The 18239-nt window shown below is 59.1% G+C and carries 13 protein-coding genes; 2 read left to right on the top strand and 11 right to left on the bottom strand.

What is annotated here, in order from left to right:
- Window positions 1–57 precede the first annotated feature (57 nt).
- Window positions 58–1083 carry a M4 family metallopeptidase gene (locus tag IAE50_RS12950; RefSeq protein WP_200580427.1) on the top strand — a complete coding sequence of 342 codons (1026 nt, stop codon included), beginning with the start codon at window positions 58–60 and terminating at the stop codon, window positions 1081–1083.
- Complete coding sequence (locus IAE50_RS12945; protein ID WP_042713916.1) at window positions 1083–1424, top strand: protealysin inhibitor emfourin; 342 nt, start codon at window positions 1083–1085, stop codon at window positions 1422–1424. The genes IAE50_RS12950 and IAE50_RS12945 overlap by 1 nt, the downstream gene beginning before the upstream one ends.
- Here IAE50_RS12945 and IAE50_RS12940 read toward each other — a convergent pair.
- The 11 genes from IAE50_RS12940 to IAE50_RS12890 form a co-directional block, all read right to left on the bottom strand.
- On the bottom strand, window positions 1421–1636 hold the full coding sequence (locus tag IAE50_RS12940) for a zinc ribbon domain-containing protein (protein ID WP_124967593.1): 216 nt from the start codon (window positions 1634–1636) through the stop codon (window positions 1421–1423). The two genes, IAE50_RS12945 and IAE50_RS12940, sit on opposite strands and share 4 nt — an antisense overlap.
- Before the next feature lie 86 nt (window positions 1637–1722).
- A complete protein-coding gene (gene der, locus IAE50_RS12935) occupies window positions 1723–3198 on the bottom strand; it encodes a ribosome biogenesis GTPase Der (RefSeq protein WP_023481267.1) in 1476 nt (491 codons plus the stop codon).
- A 121-nt stretch (window positions 3199–3319) separates the two neighbouring features.
- Window positions 3320–4498, bottom strand: coding sequence for an outer membrane protein assembly factor BamB (bamB, locus tag IAE50_RS12930; RefSeq protein WP_042713913.1), 1179 nt, complete (start codon window positions 4496–4498; stop codon window positions 3320–3322).
- Between the two features lie 10 nt (window positions 4499–4508).
- Window positions 4509–5129: a YfgM family protein gene (locus IAE50_RS12925; RefSeq protein WP_023481162.1), complete on the bottom strand. Its 621-nt coding sequence runs from the start codon at window positions 5127–5129 to the stop codon at window positions 4509–4511.
- Between the two features lie 36 nt (window positions 5130–5165).
- Entirely contained in the window at window positions 5166–6440 is a 1275-nt protein-coding gene (gene hisS / locus IAE50_RS12920) for a histidine--tRNA ligase (protein ID WP_023481178.1), read from the bottom strand.
- Window positions 6441–6545: 105 nt separating this feature from the next.
- On the bottom strand, window positions 6546–7664 hold the full coding sequence (gene ispG, locus IAE50_RS12915; RefSeq protein ID WP_023481201.1) for a flavodoxin-dependent (E)-4-hydroxy-3-methylbut-2-enyl-diphosphate synthase: 1119 nt from the start codon (window positions 7662–7664) through the stop codon (window positions 6546–6548).
- Between the two features lie 26 nt (window positions 7665–7690).
- Window positions 7691–8683, bottom strand: coding sequence for a cytoskeleton protein RodZ (gene rodZ / locus IAE50_RS12910; protein WP_200580426.1), 993 nt, complete (start codon window positions 8681–8683; stop codon window positions 7691–7693).
- Window positions 8684–8974: 291 nt separating this feature from the next.
- Window positions 8975–10141: a bifunctional tRNA (adenosine(37)-C2)-methyltransferase TrmG/ribosomal RNA large subunit methyltransferase RlmN gene (locus IAE50_RS12905; protein WP_094421564.1), complete on the bottom strand. Its 1167-nt coding sequence runs from the start codon at window positions 10139–10141 to the stop codon at window positions 8975–8977.
- Window positions 10142–10321: 180 nt separating this feature from the next.
- The gene (gene ndk, locus IAE50_RS12900) at window positions 10322–10753 is read right to left on the bottom strand and encodes a nucleoside-diphosphate kinase (RefSeq protein WP_023481239.1); all 432 of its coding nucleotides are present in this window, start codon (window positions 10751–10753) and stop codon (window positions 10322–10324) included.
- A 150-nt stretch (window positions 10754–10903) separates the two neighbouring features.
- Window positions 10904–13228, bottom strand: coding sequence for a peptidoglycan glycosyltransferase PbpC (gene pbpC / locus IAE50_RS12895; RefSeq protein ID WP_200580425.1), 2325 nt, complete (start codon window positions 13226–13228; stop codon window positions 10904–10906).
- 1 nt (window position 13229) lies between these two features.
- Complete coding sequence (locus IAE50_RS12890) at window positions 13230–18194, bottom strand: alpha-2-macroglobulin (protein ID WP_200580424.1); 4965 nt, start codon at window positions 18192–18194, stop codon at window positions 13230–13232.
- Window positions 18195–18239: the final 45 nt, after the last annotated feature.

Raw genomic sequence — 18239 nt, 5'->3', positions numbered from 1 at the left:
ATGCGGTGAGGCGACCTATACTTTTGTTGTTCTTTTGATTTTATCAAGGAGATCAACATGACCACTCGCTTCCCGCACACCGTTATTCCCCCCTACATTCTCCGTCGCATCATTGACCAGGGCTCTGAAGTCCAGAAGCGCTGCGCGAAACAAACCCTGATGCATGTCCAGACGCTGATGGCGCACAGCCACGGTAAACCGAGCGCTCCGCAGGCGAATTCGCCGGGCGAACTGGTGCGCGATATCTACGATGCGCATAACAAAGAGAGCCTGCCGGGTAAGCAGGTGCGTTATGAGGGCCAGCCTTCGAATGGCGATGTCGCCGTTGATGAAGCCTACGACTACCTCGGCGTCACCCACGACTTTTTCTGGAAAGAGTGGAAACGTAACTCGCTGGATAACAAGGGTCTGGTGCTGAGCGGCACGGTGCATTACGGCCAGGAGTACCAGAACGCCTTCTGGAATGGTCAGCAGATGGTGTTTGGCGATGGCGATGGTGAAATCTTTAACCGTTTTACTATCGCTATTGATGTGGTGGCGCATGAGCTAAGCCACGGCGTCACCGAGTCGGAAGCGGCGCTGATCTACTTTGAACAATCGGGCGCGCTGAACGAATCCCTGTCGGATGTCTTCGGTTCACTGGTCAAACAGTACCACCTCAAACAAACCGCAGACCAGGCAGACTGGATTATCGGCGAAGGGCTGTTAGCCGAAGGTATCAACGGCAAAGGGCTGCGCTCGATGTCCGCGCCGGGCACCGCCTATAACGATCCGCTGCTCGGTAAAGATCCGCAGCCCGCACACATGAAGGACTTTATTAAAACCCGCGAAGATAACGGCGGCGTGCACCTCAACTCCGGTATCCCGAACCGCGCCTTTTATCTCGCGGCCACGGAGATTGGCGGTTATGCGTGGGAAAAAGCGGGCTACGCCTGGTACGATACGGTTTGCGATCGCCAGCTGGCGCAAAACGCCGATTTTGCCGCCTTCGCAAAACTGACCATTCATCACGGCGAAAAACGTTCCGGTAAAGCGGTGGCAGCGGCTATCGAACAGGCGTGGAAAGATGTCGGAGTCTTATGATGAACGAACCCGAACTGACCGACGATGCGGTTGTCGAGCTGGCCCGTGAAGGCGGCGTGGCTTATATCCCGATGCTCGCCGGGCGAAGGCGGATTGTTATCGCCCAGTTGACCGACGAGCAGCGTCAGCGGCTGATCGAGATCCTGCACCAGGCGTTACCGCTGGCGCAGCCTCCCGGTCAGGCTGACTCCCCGGGGCGCGGCGACCAGCGCTTTTACCGTTTGCAGATCACCTGGACCACGCGGCAGACGGATATGCTGCTGCTGATCCCGGAGAGCAAAGCGCCGCCGTCGTTCGTTGAGCTGTGGCGCGAAGGCGAAGGCTGTATCTGCAAGCCTTAACGCAGGGTGAATTCGACTCGTTTTTTGGAAATCAGCCCGTGGCCGTGCTGGCAGAAGTAGTCCACCGCGCCACAGGCTTTTAACACCTCAAGCGGCTGGTGACACTCCGGGCAGGCGGCATTCACCTCCATATCTTTATTGCACGTGGCGCAGTGCGCCATGGTTCCGGCGAGTTCAAGCTCACCGTGGCAAGTCGGGCAGTTCAGTTGCATCACGCACTCCTCACAATCGCTTAAGATTGACCTAATGATACACCCTCAGAAACAAAACACCCGCCAGCGGCGGGTGAAGTGAACGGTTACTTACCTTTCTTAAGGTGCTTAATCAGGCGCTTACGCTTACGTAACTGGTTCGGCGTCAGGGTGTTGCGCTTGTCAGCAAACGGGTTCTCGCCCTCTTTGAACTGGATACGGATCGGAGTACCCATCACTTCCAGCGATTTGCGGAAGTAGTTCATCAGATAGCGCTTGTAAGAGTCCGGCAGGTCTTTCACCTGGTTGCCGTGGATCACCACAATCGGCGGGTTGTAACCACCGGCGTGGGCATATTTCAGCTTCACGCGACGGCCACGCACCAGCGGCGGCTGGTGATCTTCTGCCGCCATGTTCATGATGCGGGTCAGCAGCGCAGTGCTGACGCGGCGGGTAGAGCTGTCATAGGCTTCGCGTACGGATTCGAACAGGTTTCCGACGCCGCTGCCGTGCAGGGCAGAGATAAAGTGCACGCGCGCAAAGTCGATAAAGCCGAGGCGGTAATCAAGCGTCTCTTTCACCTGCTCTCTCACTTCCTGGCTCAGGCCGTCCCACTTGTTGACGACAATCACCAGCGAGCGGCCGCTGTTGAGGATAAAGCCCAGCAGGGAGAGATCCTGGTCAGAGATGCCTTCGCGGGCATCAATCACCAGCATCACCACGTTGGCGTCTTCAATCGCCTGCAAGGTTTTGATAACCGAGAACTTCTCGACCACGTCGGTGATTTTGCCGCGCTTACGCACGCCGGCGGTGTCGATCAGGACATATTCGCGCTCATCGCGCTGCATCGGAATGTAGATGCTGTCGCGGGTGGTGCCCGGCATGTCATACACCACGACGCGGTCTTCACCGAGAATGCGGTTAGTGAGCGTTGACTTACCGACGTTAGGACGCCCGACAATCGCCAGCTTGATCGGCAGATCCTGCGGGTTGAAATCGTCTTCCGGCTCTTCGGCTTCACCGTTCGCCGCGGCTTCAAACTTCGCCCAGTACTCAGCCTCTTCATCCACCTCTTCCGGCGGGTTCAGCTCGTCCATCCACGGCATCAGCACATGCTCAAGCAGGCTGGTGACGCCGCGTCCGTGTGAAGCGGCGATGGCGTGAATTTCGCCAAGGCCAAGGGAGTAGAAGTCAGAAACCGCCTGATCCGGGTCGAGACCATCAGTTTTGTTGGCGACGAGGAAGGTAGCCTTCTCGCGCGAGCGCAGATGCTTGGCGATAGCGATATCGGCCGGCATCAGCCCGGCGCGGGCATCGACCATAAACAGCACGACGTCCGCTTCTTCAATCGCCAGCAGCGACTGCTCCGCCATGCGCGTCTCAACGCCATCTTCGGTGCCATCGATACCGCCGGTATCGATACAGATAAATTCGCGGCCTTCTACTTCAGCACGACCGTACTTACGGTCACGAGTCAGACCCGGAAAATCCGCTACAAGCGCATCACGGGTGCGAGTAAGACGGTTGAATAGCGTGGATTTCCCAACGTTAGGGCGCCCGACAAGCGCGACCACAGGTACCATGTTTAAAGCCTCATTGCAGAAAATTCATTAGCAAAACGTCACGATTTACGCGGCGTTTTAAAAACAGGAAAACGGCTCCTGCAACAGGAGCCGTCTTTCAGATACGACACTCTCAGCGCACTTAGCGCGTGAGGGCGTACAGCGTGCCGTCTTTCGCCTGGATAAGCAGTTTGCCGCCAGCCACAACCGGCTCGGTCAGGAAGCCGGAACTATCGACTTTCTGCTGGGCAACAAAACGACCATCTTCGACGTTAATCCAGTGGAGATAGCCTTCGCTATCGCCGGTCACAATATAACCATTATAGAGCGCCGGAGAGGTCAGGTTGCGGTGCAGCAGATCGCTCTGCGTCCACAGCGTTACGCCGCCATCTGTGCTCAGGGCCAGCACGCGATCGTTCTGATCGATGATGTAGATACGGTTGCCATCAATCACAAAATCGCTTACCGAGCCAAGATCGCGTTTCCACATGATCTGGCCGCTGCGCAGATCCAGCGCCGTCATATTACCGTTATACGCCAGCGCGTAAACCACACCATTCACTACTACCGGCGTGGTATCGACGTCGCTCAGGCGATCGATTTCGGTCGGGCCATTCGCCTGGGAGATGCGCTGCTGCCAGATCAACTGGCCCTGCTGCATCAGCACGGCGCTGACGCGTCCGTTATCACCGCCGACAATGGCAGCGCCAAACGCGGTAGTCGGCGCAGATTCACCGCGCAGGGAGAGCGACGGCATATCGAGGTTAACGGTCCACTTCACCGCGCCATCCGCTTCGTTCAGCGCCTGCAACTGACCGTTGCTGGTGTGAATCAGCACCAGACCATCGCTGACTACCGGGCGAGAGAGAGCTTCACCCACCACGCCGGTTTTCCAGGCAACGGAACCATCGCTGGCGTTCAGCGCATACACCTGCGCCTGCTCGGTACCGATGTAGACTTTACCGCCGGAAACGGTCACACCGCCGGAGAGCAGCGCGGCGCGGGTGGAGAACCAGCCATCTTTCTCAGCCAGGTTTACCGACCAGATTTCACGGCCATCATCAATGCTGAGCGCTTTCACCACGCCATGACGATCGGCGGCGTAAACCACGCCATCGGCAAAGGCCGGGTGCAGGGTGGAGTAGTACTTGCCGATACCGTTACCGACGGAAGTGCTCCACGACGTTGTCGGCGTGAACTGGTTTTCAACCACCGGCAGCGGCGACATTTTGACAACATCTTCTTCGCTGTTGAAGAGGGAACAGCCGCTCAATAACGTGACGGAAAGCAGCCCTGGCAGTAGTAATTTACGCAATTGCATCGGGTCCCTCTTAGATGGACAAATTATTAATTTTCATCTGCATCATTTCACTCAGCGCAGGAGAAGCATTGTTTTTAATGCCGTTTTCCCATGCGGTGCGCGCACCTTTTTTGTCGCCTTTGCTCAGCAACGCTTCGCCGCGCAGATCCGCAACGATGGCCGACCAGCTTTCACCTTTCACGGCATCCAGCGTTTTCAGCGCCGCGTCCTGCTGCTTCAGTTGTACCTGAATGCGCGCCAGACGGACATTGATCATCGACTTTAGATTCTCATCGTCGGTCGCAGCCAGACCCTGTTGCAGCTGTGCAGCGGCTTTTTGCAGATCGTTCTTCTCAACGTAACGCTGAGCCAGCTCAAGCGAAGCCAGCGCACCGTAGCTGTTTTTGTTATCAGCAGCGAATTTTTCCGCCGCGGCATAGGAGTCCTGTTTGCCGGCCTGCAGCGCGCTTACCGCGCTCTCATACGCCTGCGAGGTCTCGCGCGCATTGTCCGCCTGATGGCTGTTCCAGAAACGCCAGCCCACCAGCGCGCCGATACCCAGTACAACCCCAACGGCCAGCGCTTTGCCATTCTCGGCAAAGAAGCGCTTAATCGCGTCTACCTGGTCGTTTTCGTTTTCGTAAATTTCCACGCAGTCCTTCTCCTTAACGATAAATCACCGGGGAGATTAGCCCAGTAGTGTGCGCAAATGCGCCGCAACGCTATCCTGCGTTACCGTACTCTGCTCACCAGAGCGTAAATCCTTCACCACAACATTTCCGTCGGCAATTTCAGACTCGCCGAGCACCAGCGCGACGCGAGCGCCCCACTTATCTGCCCGGGCAAACTGCTTCTTAAAGTTGCCGCCGCCGTGGTTCATCATCAGCCGCACGCCAGGCAGCGCATCGCGCACCTGCTCACCCAGCAGCATCGCTGCGGATTGCGTGTTAGCGCCAGACGCCACCAAGTAAATATCGACAACGGATTCGGCTTTAAATTCCGGATTAACTGCCTGAACCAGCAAAACAAGTCGCTCAAGACCCATCGCGAAGCCAACCGCTGGCGTCGCGCGACCGCCGAGTTGCTCAACCAGGCCATCGTAACGGCCACCGGCGCAGACGGTGCCCTGCGCGCCGAGGCTGCTGGTCACCCACTCAAACACGGTGCGGTTGTAGTAATCGAGACCGCGCACCAGGCGCTGGTTAACGGTGTAGGCGATGCCCGCTGCGTCAAGGAAAGCGCAGAGACCGGCAAAGTGCTCGCGTGACTCATCGTCAAGATAATCGCCCAGCTTCGGCGCATCGTTCAGCAGCGCCTGAATATCCGGGTTTTTGGTGTCCAGCACGCGCAGCGGATTGCTGTACATGCGGCGCAGGCAATCTTCGTCGAGCTTATCTTTATGCTGCTCCAGGAACGCCACCAGCGCGTCGCGATAGGTCGCGCGGGCTTCCAGCGAGCCGATGGAGTTAAGCTCAAGCGCAACGTGAGAAGCGATGCCCAGCTCGCGCCACCAGCGCGCGGTGAGCATAATCAGCTCGGCGTCGATATCCGGCCCCTGCAGGCCAAACACTTCCACACCCAGCTGATGGAACTGACGGTAGCGCCCTTTCTGCGGACGCTCGTAGCGGAACATCGGCCCGACGTACCACAAGCGCTGTTCCTGATTGTACAGAAGACCATGTTCGATGCCGGCGCGTACGCAGCCCGCGGTACCTTCCGGACGCAGCGTCAGGCTGTCGCCATTGCGGTCGTCGAAGGTATACATCTCTTTTTCAACCACGTCGGTCACTTCGCCGATCGCGCGTTTGAATAACGGGGTCTGCTCTACAATCGGCAAACGGATTTCACTGTAACCGTAGCTGCCGAGCACGTTCTTCAGGCTGCTTTCAATGCGCTGCCAGATGGCGGTCTCGCCAGGCAGATAATCGTTCATGCCGCGAATGGCTTGAATATTTTTTGCCACGTTTATTCTCTTTATTAATACAAAAAATGAACCCTCAGGGCGGCGACAAAAGCGGTCGCGCCGGGCGGGCTCATGATACACGGGATGCCAGCCTTGGCGGCACCCTTATTTTTCTACCTGCATGACGTCGATACGGCGCGTCTCATCCAGCATCGCGGCTTTCGCACGAATACGCGCCTCAAGCTGGCTGATCATATCGCCGTTATCGAGGCGATCTTTACGCACGCCATCTTCATACAGGCCGCTTTTCTTATTCCCGCCGGTCACGCCAAGGGTTGAGACCAGCGCTTCGCCCGGCCCGTTCACCACGCAGCCGATAATCGAAACATCCATCGGGGTGATGATATCTTCCAGCCGCTGCTCCAGCGCGTTGACCGTACCAATCACGTCAAACTCCTGACGGGAGCAGGTCGGGCAGGCGATAAAGTTGATGCCGCGCGCGCGGATGCGCAGGGATTTGAGGATATCGAAACCGACTTTGATCTCTTCAACCGGATCCGCCGCCAGCGAAATACGCAGCGTATCGCCGATCCCTTCCGAGAGCAGCAGGCCTAAGCCAATCGCCGATTTCACTGAGCCTGCGCGTGCGCCGCCCGCTTCGGTGATCCCCAGATGCAGCGGCTGATCGATCTGCTTCGCCAGCAGACGATAGGACTCAACGGCAAGGAAGACGTCAGAGGCTTTCACGCTCACTTTGAACTGGTCGAAGTTGAGGCGATCGAGATGATCCACATGGCGCATGGCCGATTCGAGCAGCGCCTGCGGCGTCGGCTCGCCATACTTCTCTTGCAGATCTTTTTCCAGCGAACCGGCGTTGACGCCGATGCGGATCGGGATGTTTTTATCGCGCGCGCAGTCGACAACGCTGCGAATACGCTCTTCGTTACCGATATTGCCGGGGTTGATGCGCAGGCAATCGACGCCGTACTCGGCGACTTTCAGCGCAATGCGATAGTCAAAGTGGATGTCCGCCACCAGCGGGACACTCACCTGCTGTTTGATAAGCCTGAACGCTTCTGCCGCGTCCATCGTCGGCACCGAGACACGCACGATGTCTGCGCCGACGCGCTCTAATGCTTTGATTTGGTTGACCGTTGCTTCAACATCCGTGGTGCGGGTGTTTGTCATAGACTGCACGGCGATGGGAGCCCCATCGCCGATCGGCACATTACCAACATAAATCCGTTTTGATTTCCGCCGTTGGATCGGCGACTGGTTATGCATGAATGATCTCCCGCGTTGCCCGTCTGTTACTGTGCTGCTGATTGTTCGGCATTGAGGGTCAGACGCGCAACCTGGTTAGTTCTGATAAAACGACTCAGATCGACAGGTTTCCCCTGGAACTGGATCTGCACAGCCGACGGCGCGCCAATTTTCAGTTTATAGGGTGCCTGGCCGGTGAGATTCAGGGTGGCATCTTTACGCTGCATACCGCTAAAGAGTTTTTTACCGGTCGCGTCGCTCACTTCCAGCCAGCAGTCGGCATTAAAGTTCATCACCAGCGCGTTCGCGTCGGCAGATGCACCCGCTACGCCCGCCTGATCGATTGGCAGCTGAGAGGCGTTATTGGCGGTAGCAGCAGGCTGCTGGGAAGAAGGTTCAACGTTCGCCTGCGAAGGCGGAACCACGCTGTTCTGGTTAGCGGTGGTGGCAGGCGAGGTGGTTGAAGGTGCCTGCGTGCTGTTGGTCGGAGCCGGGGTTTCAACCGGGGTGGAACCGTTGTCCACCGGGGTAGAGGCAGCCTGGTTATCCAGCGGCACGCTCTGGCCGTTGCTGGCATTAAGCTCGGCGGAGGATTGATCGGCCATGGTGCTGATCTCTTCCTGCTGCGCTTTGTGGTTTTGCCACCACCAGGCGCCCGTCAGGCCGACGACTACAAACAGCACCAGCCAGGTGACGCTCATCAGCCAGCCGTCGCGTTTTTTGCGCGGTTTACCCAGCGCAAAGCCCTGCATCGGTGCGACTTTAGCCGCGCGAATCGGCGCTTGTTTCTCAAGGATCGGCAGCAGCTCTTCTTCGGGAATGTGCACCAGGCGAGCATAGGAGCGGATATAACCGCGCACAAAGGTGGATGCCAGATCGGCAGGCGACCTGTCCTCTTCGATATCGCGTACCGTGGAGACCTTCAGGCACAAGCGTTCGGCAACCGCTTGCTGGCTGAGTCCAAGTTGCTCACGAGCATTGCGCAGACGAACGCCCGTGGATTGTGCTTCGTTTTGGTCTTGAGTGGCTTCAGTATTCATTCGCTACAACTACTGGTACGTGAAAAGTAAACACACAGGCGCGCGTAACCGCATAACCTACACACGCCGCGAAAAATCCGGGTCAGTTAAACGTAGACCCACAGTATAAGACTGTCAGGTTCGTGATAACAGGACGGCTTTCAGCACTATTTGCTAAGCCGTTGTTCCAGCATTACATACTGCCTCAAAGTAAGAGGAAACGCACCGTAATTATTAACGGCCTCTATATAAGCAGGCCAAATATTCAACATATTCCAAACCTGCGGCACCAACTTCGCGCCGCAGTCACGCTTACAGCGCTTTAACCGCGATCGGCTCGCCCTGCAGACGTTTACGCATCGTGCGCTTGGTACGGTCGATGACCTCGCCCGCCAGCTGACCACAAGCGGCGTCGATATCGTCGCCACGGGTTTTACGCACAATGGTGGTGAAACCGTAGCTCATCAGCACTTTGCAGAAACGGTCGATACGGCTGTTTGAGCTGCGGCCATACGGCGCGCCCGGGAAGGGGTTCCACGGGATCAGGTTGATCTTGCACGGCGTATCTTTCAGCAGCTCGGCCAGCTCATGGGCGTGTTCGGTGCCGTCATTGACGTGATCCAGCATCACATACTCAATGGTCACGCGGCCCTGGTTGGCGTTGGACTTCTCCAGGTAGCGGCGCACCGACCCGAGGAAGGTTTCGATATTGTACTTTTTGTTGATCGGCACAATTTCATCGCGAATGGCGTCATTCGGCGCATGCAGTGAGATCGCCAGCGCAACGTCAATCATATCGCCGAGTTTATCGAGCGCTGGAACAACGCCGGAGGTCGAAAGCGTCACGCGACGTTTAGAGAGACCAAAGCCGAAGTCATCCAGCATGATCTCCATCGCTGGCACCACGTTGGTGAGGTTCAGCAGCGGTTCGCCCATGCCCATCATCACCACGTTGGTGATCGGGCGGTTGCCGGTCACACGGGCAGCGCCAATGATTTTCGCCGCGCGCCACACCTGGCCAATGATTTCCGATACGCGCAGGTTGCGGTTAAAGCCCTGCTGCGCCGTGGAGCAGAATTTGCACTCCAGCGCACAACCGACCTGGGAGGAGACGCAGAGCGTCGCGCGATCTTCTTCCGGGATATAGACGGTTTCAACGCGCTGATCGCCGACGGCGATAGCCCATTTGATGGTGCCATCAGAAGAGCGTTGCTCTTCGACGACTTCAGGGGCGCGGATCTCCGCAACCTCTTTTAACTTGCCGCGCAGCACTTTGTTGATGTCGGTCATCTCATCAAAGTCGTCGCAGCAGTAGTGATACATCCACTTCATCACCTGATCGGCGCGAAACGGTTTTTCGCCTAAGTTTTTGAAAAACTCACGCATCTGCTGACGGTTAAGATCCAGCAGGTTAATTTTTGCATCTTTATTTGGAACCGTGAGAGCGTCGCTCTCAGACATGGCAATTTGTTCAGACATATTTTATTCCGGCCTCGTTATTACACGTTGTGGCCCGTGGAGGGTTAAAAAGAAGCGCCCCAGGCAAGCTTCAGCTCATCCTGGGGCGCAACATTGTACAAATTCTGTCGCACAGATACCACGCCTGGACGCGGCATTTACCAATTAAAGTGTAAATCTCGTTACACAGTTAACCGGAAATTAACGGGTGCGCGGGCAAACTTCGCCTTCAGCGAAGAAGTAAGCGATTTCGCGAGCAGCAGATTCAACGGAGTCGGAACCGTGGGTACCGTTCTCGGTGAAGCTGTCTGCGTAATCTGCGCGCAGGGTACCGGCCAGTGCGTTGTCCGGGTTGGTTGCGCCCAGCAGGTCGCGGTGACGCTGAACGGCGTTTTCGCCTTCCAGTACGGAAACCACGATCGGGCCGGAGGTCATGAACTCAACCAGACCATCAAAGAACGGGCGACCTTCGTGCTCAGCGTAGAAGCCGCGCGCCTGCTCAACGGTCAGGTGCAGCATTTTGGTGCCAACGATTTTAAAACCTGCCGCTTCAAAGCGAGAGAAGATGTTACCAATAACGTTTTTTGCCACCGCGTTCGGCTTGATGATGGAAAAAGTACGTTCAATAGCCATGATTACCTCAGTAAGTTGTTCTGTTGCCCTGAATAGGTGTGGCGCGGATTATAAAGAGCAACACCGGTCTTGCCTATGGATTAAGGTAACATTTTTTTAAAATAAGACGAGTTTGAGCAACACCAACACCTGAAGGTGCCCTTTCTCGCCCTATTGCACCGTAAACTGCACGGCAGCGACCTGCCCCGCCTCATCCATTACCACCAGTTGATAGTCACCGGCTTTATCAAGCTTCAGGCTCAGTAGAGTGCCGCGCGCCGTTAACGGTTCACCGTTCAAAAACCACCAGCGTCCCCCTTCCCCGCCGCTGCTTTGCAGAGGAAGAATCGCAAAATCCTGACCGGGTACGCGCTTGATCACCGCCCCTTCGCGCACGCCATTTAACAACAGCGGCGGCGGGGCGTTCTCATCCCGCGGCGGGCAAACATGGTCCGCAGGCGGTAAGCGCGCGGCGCGGCGCTCGCCGGGCGGCAGCCACGGCTCAAGCGGCAGCGGCCAGACGATCCAGTTTTTCTGCTGCGCATCCGGGCAATCCGCCGCCACACGCCGCCCCTGATGGTTCAGCCACAGCGGAAAACTGATGCCGTGCAGCCCTTCCTGCTCCGGCATTAACAGCGTCGGCGGCTGGCTGCCATCAAGTAACCAGGTAGCAAGGCGGCGGCGGCAGTTGCTGTCTCCGGCAGGCAGGCTCTGCCCGCCCGGCCAGCAGATCACCCCGCTGCTCACCGATGCCGGGCGCGGGTCGCGTGGCAAACGCGCCTGGTCCAGCGCAGAGCGCGGTTGCAGCAGGTTGTTCACCTGGTTGAGTAGCGGCACAGCGCTGGCAAAACCAAACTGCCCGGCAACCGGCGTGCCGTCCGGGCGACCGGTCCAGATACCGATCACATACCGGGAGTTGAGGCCGATGGCCCAGGCATCGCGGTAGCCGTAGCTGGTGCCGGTTTTCCACGCCAGCGGCACCACCTGCGGCAGTGCGCTATCCGGCACCGGCTGCGCTTCATTCGCCAGAATCCGGCGGATAATCCACGCCGCGCCCGGCGACATCAGGCGGCGTTCAGTCAGCGGCTCATCGGGCGTCAGCCTTAACTTGCCCGCTTTACCTTCGCGGGCAAAAGCGCTGTAGGCGGCAGCGATATCCTCCAGCCGCGCGCCCGCGCCGCCGAGGATCAGCGAGAGGTTTGGCTCAGCCCCGGCGGGCAGCATCAGCGGCAGCCCGATATTACGCAGGTTACCGGCAAACTTTTTCGGCCCGTAGGCCTCCAGCACCTGAACCGCAGGCAGATTGAGCGAGCGTACCAGCGCCTCGTTCATGCTCACCGGGCCATGAAAACCGCTGTCAAAGTTACCGGGGCGATAATCCCCGACACGCCGCGGCACATCCTGCAACAACGATGCGGGGTGAATCAGCCCTTCGTCCAGCGCCAGGCCGTAGATAAAGGGTTTCAGCACCGAGCCCGGTGAGCGTACGGCGCTGACCATATCGACATGGCTGAAACGGCTGTCGTCGTTGATATCCACCGACCCCACCCAGCCGCGCACTTTCATATCCGTATGGTCGACCACGATGATTGCCAGCGAACTGCGCATCGGCAGCCGGGATTTGACGCTCAGCGCCAGCTCCTCCAGCTGTCGTTGCAGGCTGGCGTCCAGCGTGGTGGTCACCTTCAGCTTTTTGTTGGCACCCAGCATGCGGCGGGCAAAGAGCGGGGCCAACTGCGGCATCTGCCGCGGCGCTAACCACACCGGCTCTTCGCGCGACTCTTTCACCTGCGCCACCGGCCACACCTGCTGCGTCACCATGCGATCCAGCACTTTATCGCGCGCCGCCTGCGCCCGCTGCGGCCAGCGATCCGGCCGTAAACGGCTCGGTGCTTGTGGCAGCACAGCGAGCAGCACCGCTTCCGCATAGCTCAGCTTTGAGGGCGGTTTACCGAGATAGGCCCAGCTCGCCGCACCTACCCCCTGCAGAGTGCCACCAAAGGGCGCGCGGTTGAGGTAAATGGTCAAAATGTCGCGCTTGGAGAGATGCCACTCCAGCTGCATCGCCCGCCACAGCTGGCGAACTTTGCCACCAAAGGTACGCGGATGCGGGTCAAGCAGACGCGCCACCTGCATGGTAAGCGTACTGCCGCCGGAAACCACGCGTCCGTAGCGCAGATCCTGCCAGGCCGCGCGCGCAATAGAGAAGGGGTTAACGCCGGGATGGTCCCAGAACCAGCGATCTTCATACTGGATAAGCGCCTGTAAATAGCGCGGCGAGACCTCTTCGATAGTGACCGGATAGCGCCAGATACCGTCGGCATCAGCAAAACGCCACAGCGGCGTGCCATCTTCGGCCACCACCACCCGCGCGGGTGACACCTCATTCAGGGGCAGTGGCCAGATTTTATCGGCGGCGATAACCAGCAGCACAAAGAGAAGAGGCACACCCGCCAGCCAGCGCCAGCGGGTGCGTATCAGAGAGACGATCTTCACGTTATGGCGTGATGATCAACGGGCCGCTGGCCGCGCCGGTTGCCCGCCACTGCGGCACATACATTGATTCCACCTGCGGAGCCGGAACCTGGTAGGTGCCCGGCGTCACCGCACGTGCCAGATAGACCAGCGTGACCGGCTGCCCTTCGCTCACCGGTACGGCGGCGACAAAGCGATCGTCACGGAACTCCATATGCTGAATATCGGCCTGCTGCATGCGGTTGAGCAGCTCCTGCACTTCGCTGCCGCTCTCCTGCAGGCTGGCGCTGCTGCTGGCCAGGTTCTGGTTTTCCAGCTCCAGACCCGCAGGCAACAGATCGACCACCAGCGCGTCCGGGACGTTCTGGCTGGCCGTCACTTCCAGCCACACCAGCACCAGCTCACCGCTCTTCAGGGAAGAGAGCGGTTTGCTGCGCCCGTCGGTGCCGAGCACATTGCGCTCGATATGCAGCACTTTGCCGGAAGGTGCCGGAGCCTGCTCTGGATAACCTGTCGTGTCGAGACGCAGCCACAGCGGTGTGGTGCCGCTGTTGGTCACTTGCAGTGCACCAAGCTGATCCGCCTCAAGGTTACGGCTCTGCGCGGTGTTACCGGCCAGCATCGCGGTATCAAGCGAGGTTTGCGCCTGCCAGTTACCGGTGCTGTTTTGCAGATTGCGGCCTGCCATAAACAGCGCGTTGCTCTCCTGGGTTGAGAGCCAGCGCTGGCTGTAGGCCTGCTCGGAGAGCGTAGCCAGCAGGTGCGCCTGCGCATCCGGCAGCAGCTTGTTGTCTTCCAGCAGCGCCAGCATCAGCGCGTTATCACGCAGGTTGCTGCCGTAATCCGCCAGCCAGCGGTTTTCCGCAATGCGATCGGTTTTCAGCGCCAGCGCGATAGCCTGATCGCCGCGCTGGGCATCGCCCATCAACTTCAGCGCAACGCCAAGCTGCATTAACGGCAGCCCCGCTTTCGCCTGCTCGTGGCGCTGCCAGATTTCACGCAGCGCGCCCAGCGGCGCTTTCTGCTGACGTGCCAGCACCAGCCCGGCGTAGCTCTGCACGGCAAATTTCGTCGCTGGCAAGTCGTCGCTGTAGCGCACTGCCATCGCCGCCGGATCCTGCAAATAGCGCAGCAAGCGGTTGTTGGCGTTGTTCAGTGCTTCAGCCGGAACGCTGTAGCCCTGCGCCGAGGCGCTGACGAGGAAATCGGTCACGTAGGCGGTCAGCCAGTACTCTTCCGAGCCGCTCTTATCCCACAGGGAGAAGCCGCCGTCGTCACGCTGCATCTGCAACAGGCGGGAGATGCCGATATCCACCGCGGCGCGGCGCTGCTCATCGCTCTCGCCTTTGATGCCGAGCGCTTTAAGCTGTGCAGCGTTGGTGTAGAGCGACGGGAAGAGCCCGCTGGCGGTCTGCTCCAGGCAGCCGTACGGGTAGGCGCGCAGCTCCTGAATGTAACGGGCGATATTGAGCGGCGGTTTACCGCTCAGCAGCAAGCGACCCTGCAGGGTAGCAGGCGAGATGCCCGCCAGATGCTGGCCCGGCACCTGCCAGCTTTCGCCCGGATTGAGCATCGCACCGGTGTTGATGGTCTGCGCGGCGAAAGGTGGGCGTACGCCAATCTTCCACTGCTTCTGCTGCGGCGCGAAGGTTTCGCCCGGCAGCGCAAGGCCGCTGATTTGCGCGGCAATCTCGCCGTCACCGAAGCCATCCAGCGCGCGCACCGGAATAAAGAGCGTGGTGCGTTTACCGGCCGCGAGCGTCACGCTCTGGGTAGCAGCACCCTCAAGTGAGAGCAGACCGCTTGCCGTCAGATCGACATTCAGGGTTTGCGGTTTGTCCGTCAGGTTGCTGAGATCCAGCGTCAGGCGTGAGGTGTCACCGCTGCCAAGGAAGCGCGGCGTGTTCAGCTCGGCAATCACCGGGGCTGCGACTATCACTTTGCTTTCGCTGCTGCCAAAATCGTCTGCCGTCCAGGCCTGCGCCATCACGCGCAGTTCCCCGTTGAAGTCACCAATCGGCATCGTTACGGTGCCTTCGCCGTTTTCATCCAGCGTCACCGGCTGCGCCTGCTGGGCAATGATGGTGACGTGGTTAACCGGCGGTTTGCCGCCGCGGTTCAGCTCATCGCCATCACCACCGAAGCGCAGCGCCGCAAGACGGCCCTGGCCTTCAATCACCTGGCCGTAGATATCATAGATATCGGCACCATAGCGTTTCTGGCCGAAGAAGGCCTGCCACGGATCCGGCGTTACGTAATCAGTAATGTTCAGCACCCCGCTGTCGACGGCAGAGAGCAGGACGTTAACCTGTTTCGGCGTCGCGCCATCTTTCATTGAGGCTTTGACTTTGACCTTCAGCGGCTGGTTAGGACGCATTTTCTGCGGTGCGTCGAGGGCAATCTCCAGGCGGCGGTTCTCATCGCCCATCGGCAGATGCAGCAGACCGACCGCGCGTTTCGGCGTGGCGGACTTCGACTTATCGCCAGGGCGCACCACCAGCGTGCTGATATAGAGATCGTGGCGCTGCCACTTCTGATCGACCGGGATCGAGAGATCCAGCCCGTCAGCAGGCACGTCAATCTCCTGCCACCAGAGCGGGCCTTCGCTGGATTCGATCATCGCATAGCCTTTACCGGCGGCTGGGGCGGTGATGTGCAGCTTAACGGTATCGCCTGCTTTGTAAGAGGGTTTATCGAGCTTCATGGTGACGCGATCCGGGCGTGCCGCACCGGCGCCGTCGCTGTTATCCTGCCAGCTGTAGCCAGCCCAGAAACGCACGCTGCTGACCGTCTCATCCGGGCCTTTGACCTCCAGACGATAGGAGCCCCAGTCCACCGGGAAGGTGACTTTGCCGGTCTCATCGGCCTTCAGCGTCAGGCTCTGCTCGCCTTCCACCAGATCTTTCTGGTTGAACTGCGACTGCCAGCCATCGTTTTCTGACCAGTTCCAGAAGTAGTCGCGACGCTCGCGGATCAGGCGCACCTGCAGATCGCTGACCGCTTTTTTGTTGCCCTGCGCGTCGGCATAGACAATATCGAACGCGGCGTTACCGCCCTCATCGACAATCGGCTGATTGACGGTGGTGTCGGTGCGGTAGTCATAGACCGCTTTTGAGGCGAACTGCGGGCGAATCCCCGGCAGAGCGGGCGCAGGCCAGATCGCCTGCTCCGCGCGGCGGGTCACTGGACGACCGCCCGACTCCAGCAGGCTGGCCTGCAGGATCACTTCCAGCGGCGAGTGGGAATCCTGCCACTGGCTTGGCGTAGTCACTTCGCCTTTGCCCTCATCATCAAGGGTCAGATGGGTTTCATCGAGGCTGCGGCTCAGGTTCTCTTCGGCGATATCGCCAAACTGGAAGCCCGGTAGCGCGGCAACTGCTTCACGCAGCGGGCGCAGGAACAGCTGACCCTGCAGGGCGTTGCCGCTGGCAGGCGCGCCGTAGAGATAGTGGCCTTCAATGCTAAACACCACGTCTGCTGCGGGAGCCAGCGGCGTCGGCTGCGGCGTGACATTCAGCGCCATGCGCTCCGGCATAAAGTCTTCGACGTGGAAGCTCCACTCACGCGACAGGTTGTCGCCGGTATTGGCGCGAACATGCCACATACCGGTCTGCGCGCTGGCGTCCAGCGCATAAGTGAAGTGATAGAGGCCGTTCTGCGGCTGGCTCACCACCGAGCGAACCACCTGCCCGTCCGGTTTTACCACTTCCAGCTTCACCGGCTGTTCGGCAATCGGCTTGCCGTCGCTGTCGCGCAGCAGGCCGTTGAGGATCACCGTTTCGCCAGGGCGATAGAGATCGCGCGGGCCAAACATAAAGAACTGTTTGCTGTAGCCGGGATCGCCGGTAATGGCGAACTCGGCGAGATCCAGCGCCGGGAGGTTAAGGTCGAGCAGCGTAGTCTCGCCCTCTTTACGCGCCAGCAGCAGCGCGCCCTCTTTATCGGTGCTTAAGGTGGCGTGACCATCGCTGTCGGTCTTCGCCTGCGCCAGGCTCTGCCCCTTATCATTGAGCAGCATCACGTCGATACCGCCAAGCGCTGCGCCACTTTCCAGCCCCTGGGTGAAGATATCCAGGCGGTTATGGTAACGGTGCGCAGAGAGGCCAATGTTGCTGAGCGTGAAGAGCGTCGCGGCATTGCTGTAGTTGTAGTGCCCCGCCTGGTTCATCACGGCGATATAGACGCCCGCCTGCTGCAGCGGTTTGATGCTGCTCAGCGGCAGCATCAGTTTTTCGCGGGTGTTGCGCGCCGGGTTAAGATCAAAACGCCCGGTATAGACCAGATCCGCCATCTTCAGCAGCGTATCGGACTCCCAGTTGGAGAGCGAACTGCGGTACTCCCACTGGCTAATGAATGAGGCCAGCGATTCCGGCTTTACGCGGTAGAAGTTGATGTCGACATTTTCGACGTTGAGCGCCATCACCGGCAACCCTTCAACCACTTTGCCCGGCAGCAGCGAGCCGCGGCTGGCAAAGCCTACGCTCGGCTGAATATCCTGGGTGGTGATCGACTTCTCGAAACTCTTGCCGAAGGTGGCTTTATTAAGCGCTACCAGCCCGCTCTCCACCGACACCAGCAGTTCGCGGTTCGGCTCAAGGTGGCGCAGGCGCAGCTCTTTCAGGTTCGGAGCCAGTTCCCAGGCACCGTCGACCTTGCCGCTCTTCTTATCGACCAGATGCACCACCTGGGCGAAGTTCTGATCCGGATCGAGCGGCACCGAGAAGGTCAGCACCAGCGTGGCGCTGCCGTCGAGCTGCACTTCGGACGCATCCAGCAAGTTTAAGGGTTTGCCTTCGCTACGCGCGGCAAGTTCATCGCGTTTGGCTTTATCCGGCATGGCTGCTGCCGCAGGCGTTTGCGCGGCGGATGAGGCGGACGCGGGTTCAGGCGCGCTGGCGCTCTTCGGTTTATCGTTATTGTCACAGCCTGCAAGCGTGAAGGCGGTGAGGAGCGCGAAAGTCAGCGCCGCGTAACGTAGCGGTTTCATTCTGTATCCCTGAGTGATTGACCCGTTGTGAGAGGCGTCGTCATT

The organism is Kosakonia sp. S42, assembly GCF_016624785.1.
In the GTDB taxonomy this organism is placed as follows: Bacteria; Pseudomonadota; Gammaproteobacteria; order Enterobacterales; family Enterobacteriaceae; genus Kosakonia; species Kosakonia cowanii.
The sequence above is the reverse complement of the archived record's forward strand: the minus strand, read 5'-3'. Positions and strand labels throughout refer to the sequence as shown.